General features: G+C 36.7%; 10 protein-coding genes. 1 reads left to right on the top strand and 9 read right to left on the bottom strand.

What is annotated here, in order from left to right; all coding sequences use genetic code 11:
* The coding region (locus CVD18_RS20195; protein ID WP_146052742.1) for an integrase core domain-containing protein at positions 1–256 on the top strand (256 nt) is incomplete at its 5' end.
* Between the two features lie 154 nt (positions 257–410).
* Here the strand turns inward: CVD18_RS20195 and CVD18_RS20190 are convergent.
* From CVD18_RS20190 to CVD18_RS22810, 9 genes are all read right to left on the bottom strand, one after another.
* Positions 411–584 carry a hypothetical protein gene (locus CVD18_RS20190; RefSeq protein WP_199185117.1) on the bottom strand — a complete coding sequence of 58 codons (174 nt, stop codon included), beginning with the start codon at positions 582–584 and terminating at the stop codon, positions 411–413.
* A 68-nt stretch (positions 585–652) separates the two neighbouring features.
* Positions 653–1,204, bottom strand: a complete 552-nt coding sequence (locus tag CVD18_RS20185; RefSeq protein WP_103867302.1) for a hypothetical protein — start codon at positions 1,202–1,204, stop codon at positions 653–655.
* A 238-nt stretch (positions 1,205–1,442) separates the two neighbouring features.
* A complete protein-coding gene (locus CVD18_RS20180) occupies positions 1,443–2,819 on the bottom strand; it encodes a hypothetical protein (protein WP_103867301.1) in 1,377 nt (458 codons plus the stop codon).
* A gap of 38 nt (positions 2,820–2,857) precedes the next feature.
* The gene (locus CVD18_RS20175; protein ID WP_103867300.1) at positions 2,858–3,595 is read right to left on the bottom strand and encodes a hypothetical protein; all 738 of its coding nucleotides are present in this window, start codon (positions 3,593–3,595) and stop codon (positions 2,858–2,860) included.
* A 95-nt stretch (positions 3,596–3,690) separates the two neighbouring features.
* Positions 3,691–4,434, bottom strand: a complete 744-nt coding sequence (locus CVD18_RS23010; protein ID WP_199185116.1) for a hypothetical protein — start codon at positions 4,432–4,434, stop codon at positions 3,691–3,693.
* On the bottom strand, positions 4,424–5,725 hold the full coding sequence (locus tag CVD18_RS20165) for a hypothetical protein (protein WP_103867299.1): 1,302 nt from the start codon (positions 5,723–5,725) through the stop codon (positions 4,424–4,426). Before CVD18_RS20165 ends, CVD18_RS23010 begins: the two co-directional genes overlap by 11 nt.
* A gap of 216 nt (positions 5,726–5,941) precedes the next feature.
* Positions 5,942–7,771, bottom strand: coding sequence for a toxin VasX (locus CVD18_RS20160; RefSeq protein WP_103867298.1), 1,830 nt, complete (start codon positions 7,769–7,771; stop codon positions 5,942–5,944).
* A gap of 2 nt (positions 7,772–7,773) precedes the next feature.
* On the bottom strand, positions 7,774–8,475 hold the full coding sequence (locus CVD18_RS20155; protein WP_103867297.1) for a PAAR domain-containing protein: 702 nt from the start codon (positions 8,473–8,475) through the stop codon (positions 7,774–7,776).
* A gap of 39 nt (positions 8,476–8,514) precedes the next feature.
* A partial coding sequence (locus CVD18_RS22810) for a hypothetical protein (protein ID WP_158250518.1) occupies positions 8,515–8,793 on the bottom strand: 279 nt, incomplete at its 5' end.

Genomic DNA, 8,793 nt, shown 5'->3' with positions numbered 1-8,793 from the left:
AGGGGTAAGTCAAGAGTTTACTCATGTTGCTACACCAGAGGAAAATGCACATGTAGAAGCTTATCATGGAATACTTAAAAAAGAAGTCTTTCAACGATTTGAGTATAGAACATTTGGAGAGATTCAACAAATACTAAAAAGATATGTGGTTTTCTATAACAACGTAAGGCATCATGGACTATTGGGAAGAATAACTCCTATGGAAAAATGGAACAAAGACAAACACTTAATTTTAATGAAAAATAGAGTAGCATAATTAATAATCCAAATTTAAAAGATTACTCTTGTTTTATAGGGGTCAAAACACATTAGTAGTGAGAATTGAGAAAACTTCAACATTCAACATTCAGTATTCGATATTCATTTTAACTTTTACATTTTACATTTAGCATTTTTCGGTTTTACCTTTCTTACCACCCCCCAATACATTCACGTTCTGCTTGTTGTTCTGGTGTGGCTTCTGGTGTTGGAATGTTACTATAATACAACGGTTTAGGAAATCCTAAAGCTTTACGTCTTTCATAATCCTGTTCTCTATACGCATCAAAAGCAGTTCCAGGAGGTAGGGGTCTGTTTTGATCCATATACCATACAATAAAACCCCAATAAGATTTAATGTTAGATTTACCTATGCTTATATTTTCTATTAATCTTATGTGATAAAATTCTCAATGCACCATTTTTGAGTTTCTGGCTCATAATTATGTACTGTGATACTGAAGTTTTCTGAGGAATTATGATCCATTTTTTCTTTATCTTTTATCATTTTTATAATGATAGATGCTGCTTTTCTATAGGCTACCTCTTTAAAGACTCCATCAGTGAAATTAATTCGATTTACATAGGGTCTATTCTGAGCTATTAACTCTGGAGTAACGACGCAGTAATGTACCATCAAAGAATCTTTTCTTCTGACCAAATGGACATCAAAATACCTCGCATTTTTAATGGCTATTTCATTGATTGCTGTATCAGCAATATGTAACCTGTCATTAAAAAGTAATTTCCCGTGGATATCTTTAATGTGAATATAAGGGTTAAATAGTTTTTTATACATGCAAGGTCTTACTATGTTTACCAAAGTATAGATAATATGTATGTATCTGCCCTCTGCATTTTTGGGGATTTCATTATCAATCTCACAAACCACATTGGGTTGTGAGATCTCATCGACCAGTTTTTGTATGTTGATGTTTTGTAACATTTTTTATGTTTAAATAAGTTTTACTACTGTACTATAATTTTACTCAAATTGAGTTTTCTTTATAGACTCTATGATGATATTGTTCTAGCCCTGCCTGATCACTGCCACAGTTTTTTTGGTAATCTCTCTTATGTACTTATCTGCTATTATAATGTATGATTTTGTAATAAAAAACTTCAACATTCAGTGTTTAGTATTTGGTGTTCGATATTTATTATTCCTTTATCGTTTTATATATTTAATCCCCACATCCTCCACACCCTCCGCAACTACTACAGCTACTACAACTTGATCCACAAGAACTACCACACCCACTACCTGATGAATTTATATGATTCCTAGAGGTATAATTGACTATAGGAATAAACGAACCAACCAAAGCCTCTTTTTCATACCTAAAATAATCCCATGTCTTTAGTTCTTTATCATTTAATTTATGAATTAATCTACTTCTATAATATTCAGGAATTGTTTTATGCATAAAGAAATCCTTAAACCTCGATAAATAAACCCAGCTAAAGATAATATACCCTATCAAGGTAACCACCAAAAACGTTATAGGCTTATCCCCACTAATCCCTGTTAATAATCTAACAAAAGCAATCATAAAAAAGAATAAAATGATATAGAGGTTAAAAGAAAAAAGTTGAAAATACTCCTTTGTTTCAACAAAATATTGTTGAAAATTACCCATTGATTCTGCTATGTTTTGAAAAACTGGTTTGCTTACTATTTCATCAATAACTTTGATATAATACTCATCTTTACGAGAATCCTTAAGCGTTGAATATATTGCATTTTCTACGACATCTTCGGGTTCTTTTTTGGTAATTCTAAGCTTTTCTTGCCCTGTAACATCAATTTTATCATCTTTAATCATCTCATTGAGTACCCCATGTGAAACATCTTTTAGATTCTTTTTGCTTAGGTACACCAACTCCATCGGTTCCAGCTTAAAAATAAAAGAATCTTTATCCCACTTGTATATTAATGAAAGTAGCCTTGTTTTATTATAATGATTTAGAATCAAGTAACTACCTACTACAATTGGAATATATAACAACAAAAAGTAAGGGTTGTCTATTTGGCTATAAATACTTTTGAGAGGGCTATATAAAATAGTAATTATAAATACCAGCAAAATAGCATTTAAGAGTAAAAAAAACGGAATACGCATCTTTGATTTTTCTAGTGATAGAGGCTCATAAATAGAATTATATCGCCAAAACTCCTTGGGTTGTTTTCCAAAGTTTTTATTGTACAAATCAGTAGTTCGTTTCTTTGCTTCTTTAAATTTTTTTATTTCATTAGCATTTTTATGAATAGAAGGTTTATGTTGAATCCTTTTCTTTACTTCTTTACAAAATGCAGTATAAGAATGTGTAAATATAAGGTGCTGGTGCCATACTATATCTACAATCTCTGAAGGAGAAACCATAGAACGGGAAATTACTGCTAGATACATAAACTTCTTATATTCTAGAATGGCTTTTTTTGTAAAATCAATTGTCCAGTTATTCTCTGAAGCCAATCGAGTAGAAAACCCATAATTACTTAATGGGGCATCTAGATCATAGTTTTTTATTTGCTCCCAAAGTTTACTTTTTATTTCCATTGTTTTTTATTCTTTTTTATTCTTTTTTTTTCAACTTCTTACCACCCTCCAATACGTTCACGTTCTGCTTGTTGTTCTTTTGTGGCTTCTGGTGTTGGGATATTGCTTTTGTATAGCGGTTTGGGGAATCCTGCGGCTTTACGACGCTCAAAATCTTTATCTCTATAAGGATCAAAGGATTTACCTGGGGGCAAGGGGCGGTTTTGATCCATATACCATACAAAATAGCTCCACCACTCTTCTGGGTCTGCGGGGGCTAGGTCGTAATTGCCTTTGCCCACTCCTGTGTTATACGGGTTACGAGCGGCTAGTTTATACCCACCTATGGTAGCATCGGGCCCACTAATTAGGGATTTATATACCGTAGCGCGAGTAAAGGTTAAGGTCATATGTGGGTAAAACCCATAACTAGGATAGGTCATCATACCTGTATACCGCTTTAACACTATTTTTTTGGTAGGTGTTATAAGATTATAAATCCACAAAGCAGTTCCAATTATAAATAGAGGAGAGGAGTATAATAATAAATCTAAATCTATATTAGATTTATCTGAAAAAATTGCAATAATTGTCATAATTAAAAGTTGTACGAGCCATAAAACATAAAAGGCTGTTCCCATCATGCTAAATCCTCTAGACTGTAAGATTAAGATCAGCTCTTCATCATCTGAACCTCCTATTTCGTTATTAAACCACTTTGTTACGTTTTTATGCGTAGGTTCAGTTAAAATCTTAAAAGGCAGTGCATCTTTTTTAAACCAGTTTCTAGTTGGCATCCTTTAATTTTTTTTAATTTAATATTGGGTAGTGAGAAACTTTGATATTCATTATTCAACATTCAGTATTGGGTGTTCGATATTCACAGCTTTTTTTACCACCCTCCAATACGTTCACGTTCTGCCTGTTGTTCTTTTGTGGCTTCTGGTGTTGGGATATTGCTTTTATATAACGGTTTGGGGAATCCTGCGGCTTTACGACGCTCAAAATCTTTATCTCTATAAGGATCAAAGGATTTGCCTGGGGGCAAGGGGCGGTTTTGATCCATATACCATACAAAATAGCTCCACCACTCTTCTGGGTCTGCGGGTGCTAGGTCATAATTGCCTTTGCCCACTCCTGTGTTATACGGGTTACGAGCGGCTAGTTTATACCCACCTATGGTAGCATCAGGCCCACTAATTAGGGATTTATATACCGTAGCGCGAGTAAAGGTTAAGGTCATATGCGGGTAAAACCCATAGCTAGGATAGGTCATCATACCTGTATACCGCTTTAACACTATTTTTTTGGTAGGTAAGATAAAGCCATATAAATAGGATGCAAGTGCAGCTATAAATGGTGTTGATAATGTAATTAAAAAACCTTTTCCTCCAAATTTTTCCCAGCCATAGAATAAGAGTCCTATAGACATAGCAATCGTTAGAACTATTCCTACAAAAACACATAAAAGCGTAGGGATATTAATCCCCCCTCTGGCACGTAGGATCAAGATTAGCTCTTCATCATCCAAACCATCGATTACTTCATCAAACCAATCTACTACATTTTTGGGAGTAGGTTTCGTTAGGATTTTAAAAGGCAGTGCATCTTTTTTAAACCAGTTTCTAGTTGACATAGTTTATTTTTTTTAATGGATAGGTTTTTAAAAATTGAGCTTTGGTCACCACTTGTGTAAACCCCGAACGACGACTTATCATCCATGTACCCTTGGTACGGTATTGTATGGGCAATTGGCTGTATAAATACCCGTGGGTATCTTGATTGGTAAGGGGTAAACTTTGTTGGTGTTTGCTATGCAATCTGCATAGTACGGCAATTTCTCCTGCTTCTAAATCTAGTTGTACCTTTTGTCGTTTGGTATTTCTAGGTACTTCTAGTACAGATTGCAAGGTGTTTTCTTCTATAATCATTAGTTGATCTGGTATTTGTAACCATAACTCTACAGTAAAGGTATTGTTTTTATCTAGAAATGGTAGTACTTTACTATACCGTTTGGGTATAGGTATGGCATAACGCTCCCCCCGTAAAATATCAGGGTTTACATAATACAGCTCATACTCTAAATCTTCTACACTTTGTAAAAATACGCCAAAACTAATTTGTATGCCCATTGCCCGCCAAGGGTGGTACCACTGGTCTATATAGGTTTTTTGGGGAGCGTGAAAATAGTGTTGTTTATCGCGAGGTGAGTGTAGATGCTCACTCCCTCTAATCTCTAATGAGCAATTGCCTATCAAATTCATTAGGTCTACAAATACCCGTTTAAAATCTTTGAGGTGGTCATAAGATTCTGTAACCAACAGATTGTCTTTATTAGGCCATAATAATTCATCTCTACCCTCATACAATTTTAGCATAAAATCATAGGGTTCTAGATCGTACAACTCCCTTTTTATGTTTGAAAAGGTACTTAGGGGATAGTGTTTAAAATAGGCTTCTAGCTCTGTATCGGTAAAATAAATGGCAATCCCAAACGCTGCCATCCCGATAAGAGAGATGATTAGTGCAGGCGGAAACGCCAGTTCTGCAATAAGCCCAACCTGTGAGGCAAGTAATATCCCACTGGCTACTCCTGCTACGGCTTGTGCAACGGCAGCATCATAATCAGCTTTGGCAAAACCAATATAGCTGTCTTTGGCACAAGCTATTACTGTAAAAGCATTACCTGCTGCGCTAAATCCTTTTGAAACTCCTTTATAGGTAACTTCAATAGTATCCCCTTTATACCGATTGATCAATCTGGGTACTTCTAGTTTTTTTGCTTCGGCAAAAGCATCAAAGCGTGCTGCCCCTTTGCTCTCTTGGGTCAATTTTAAAATTATTGCAGATGTTTTTACAAATGCCCCAGATACTGACATAATAGTATTAAAATTAGCGCCATCTTCCATGATTTTTTGAGAAGCCATAGTCAATCCCCATAGCTCATAGGCTAGTACAAATTGATTAAATCCTTTGCTGTCTAAGAACTTTTCTACCTGTTTGCCGTATTTGGCACTCTCTCCTTTATCTACATAAATTACCGGTTTTTTGCCTGGCCCAGAGCTACGAGCAATTTTTCTGGCCTCGTCTACGGCATCGGGATGTACTTGGTAATAGGTATAGGTTGGAGTTTGGTGGTTGTATTACCTTTTGGCAAGTTTTTTTAGCTCACTATTGTTTAAAAAGCCATCAACGGTTTTATTTTTAAATTTGTAAAAAGGCCCTTTTTTTCCTTTTTTGGAAATGGTGCTTACAAAAAATATTTTTTTGTTTACCAGTTCAAATTCAGACTGTGATACACTACCAATAGCGGCATAGGCACCTAATATTTTTTTGCCCAGCGAGACAAATTTTTTACCAAACTTGAGATGTGTTTTTATAGGTTTTTTGGCTTCGTTTTCTAAATCGTCAATATCTATTTCTAAATCCAGCAGTGCCGTAGTCATTTTAAAAACAGTGGGGTTGGGTACCAGCGTGTTTCTGATCTGTTGTAACCAATAATCATGGCTAGGCTTGTAATCTTTGGCTAGGTTTAAATCTCTGTCTGCAATGCCCTGGTAGGTAGCAAGCATGTATAGGTGGCTGGCAGCGTGTAGTTTTCCTGCTTCTTGCCGCAAGGGGATATTGTTTTTGTAGCCCAATAGTGCGTTCTGGTAATGTTCTGATTTTAGCACTGTGCCCAAGGCATCCCGCATCTTATAAATACGCCCTCTTTGTTTTTCTCTTTCTCTTACATTTAATATTTTATAGATTTTTTCTCGGTCTACACCATGTGACCAAGATTTTTTATCTCTACTATAATCGTCTATGGTTTCGGGATTGTCGTAGACAAATTTATAGGTAGCAAGTGCTGTGATAAAAAGATAATTGAGTTGTTCTTGGATTTCTTTTGAAATGCCGTCACTATCGTCTTTACTATCATCGTTACTGTTTTCGCTACTATTGTCGTTACTATCTTCTCTACTATTTTTCCAGATTGTTTCATAATAATCTCGAGGATGCTGGGGCATGGTGAGCGTTGCTATAAGCGCTTCGTGGTAGTTGTGTTCTTTTTCGGTTAAATAGTATAGATCGTCTGCACAACCTATGGGGTCTAGCAGGGTAACAAACAGATCCTCTAGCAGGTCATTTTCGTTATTAGGGTCTGGTGCTTGTTCTATTTCTGCAATGTGCCTTAGCCTGTTTGCAAAAATCATGGATTGATTTTCTAATCTAGGATCAAATTGGGCATAAAAACGATTATATGGTGCTATTTGCTGTTTGTAGTCTAGATTTTCTGCTTCTGTTTTAAGAAAGCTTTTGCATTCTACTTTTAAAAAAGTATCGGTAGTCCCCAGATTCCCCTTAAGCTCTTCTAGTTGACTAATAGAAAGTTGTGTGGCAGAATACCCCACCCAAAGGATGGTGCCTTCTTTAAAAATCAAAGAATATTCAGCTCTATAGGCTACTTTATCTCTACTATCCTTATAGGTATTATCGTCGTTTATATTGTTTTTCCAAAATATGGGGTGTACCCCTCCCAAGGCATTAATCTCATATTCCAGCCAATGTTGGTTTTCGCCATCTTCGATAAGGTACAAATAGCCCTCATTAAGGATGGTTCTTTGGTAATATGCATTTTCTATCTCTGGCAGATGGTCATTCGGTTTTTGGGGTGTTTTTTTATTGGCTGTTACCTCTACAGGGTCGAGTTCTATACGTTTGACCTTTTCATGTGTGGTTGTTTGATCTTCTTCAATATCAGTGCTGGTTTCGGGTGCATGTACTTGGATATCCTGTTTGAGATGAATATTTGGTTTGGCATTAAAAGCCCCGTATCGTAAAAAATTTAGACTAACACCTGGTTTTTTTGCTTCTAATAAAGGGCGTTCGCTAGAGGTTACCCCTGCTACTTCTACAGAGAAAGTGTAGGTGGCTACAACTTGGTTATAGGCTTCTTTTTGATAGGCTTCAAGAGCTTCGTTTCTTTCCATGTCTAGCTATTACTGTTTTCATTAGCACTTGCATCTTCTAGCTCCCATTCTACGGTTACTTGTTTGTCTTTGACCACCCCTGTCAATTCGACTACTTGAGTTTCTTGGCTTTCATCATTTGCAGGGATTAGGACTTTAATCGTAGCATTTCCTCCATCAGGTATATGTATCACATCAGCGGTTAAAGTCACTATTTTTAGCACTTTGCGATCGCGTATAACCGTTCTTTCTTTTCGCCATTGGTAGTTATATACTTTGGGTTCACCTTCTGTATTTTCTGCCTGTTGTTGCAGGGCTTGTTGATTTGCTTGTGCTTCTGTGGTATTACCCAATAATCGGTTGGTAATACCAATCTGTGGGAATGGGATTTTGGCAGTAGACATGGTATAGGGTTCCATAGGTTCTGTAACAAATCCGTGGGTGATATTGGCCTCTCCTGTAGTGATTATACCCCCGTGAGCAGTCATATGTCCTACCATAGCGGCAGGCTTACCGTTGTGAAATATTGCGGGATGCCCCTGTACTATCGTATCTGGCCCTCCTATGGCGCAGATACATTGACTCTCTACAGTAGCTGCTGGTTTATTGTTGTGCATAATATTGGCCTCTCCTGTAGTGATGGGCCCTCCTATATGTGGTGTACTGCCACTACACATAGGGCAAGTATGCATACTGCTTATAGTGGCTGCTGGTTTTGATGACATGATTTTATGTGTTTTGAGTTCTCAATTGGTTTTACCTTATTATTTGTAATCGGTTTTGCCACTGGCTCCCTGTATGGTGGCTTCTTGCCCCTGTACTTTTGCTTGTTGCCCCTTGAGAGTTGCTGTGGTTTGGCCTTGGGCAGTTACATGTTGTCCTTTTAGAATTGCATCACTTACTGCCTCTACTGTAATGGTTGCATCACTGCGCACTGTAGTATCTCCTGTGGCTTGTACTGTCGTTGTACCTTCTGCTAGAATTGCGGTATCACCTTGTGAGGCGGTATTAATATTACGCTGTGCTTGTACCGTTACATCTTC

It is taken from the genome of Aquimarina sp. I32.4, assembly GCF_002924285.1.
Taxonomy (GTDB): Bacteria; Bacteroidota; Bacteroidia; order Flavobacteriales; family Flavobacteriaceae; genus Aquimarina.
This window is presented reverse-complemented; position numbering and strand designations above follow the sequence as displayed.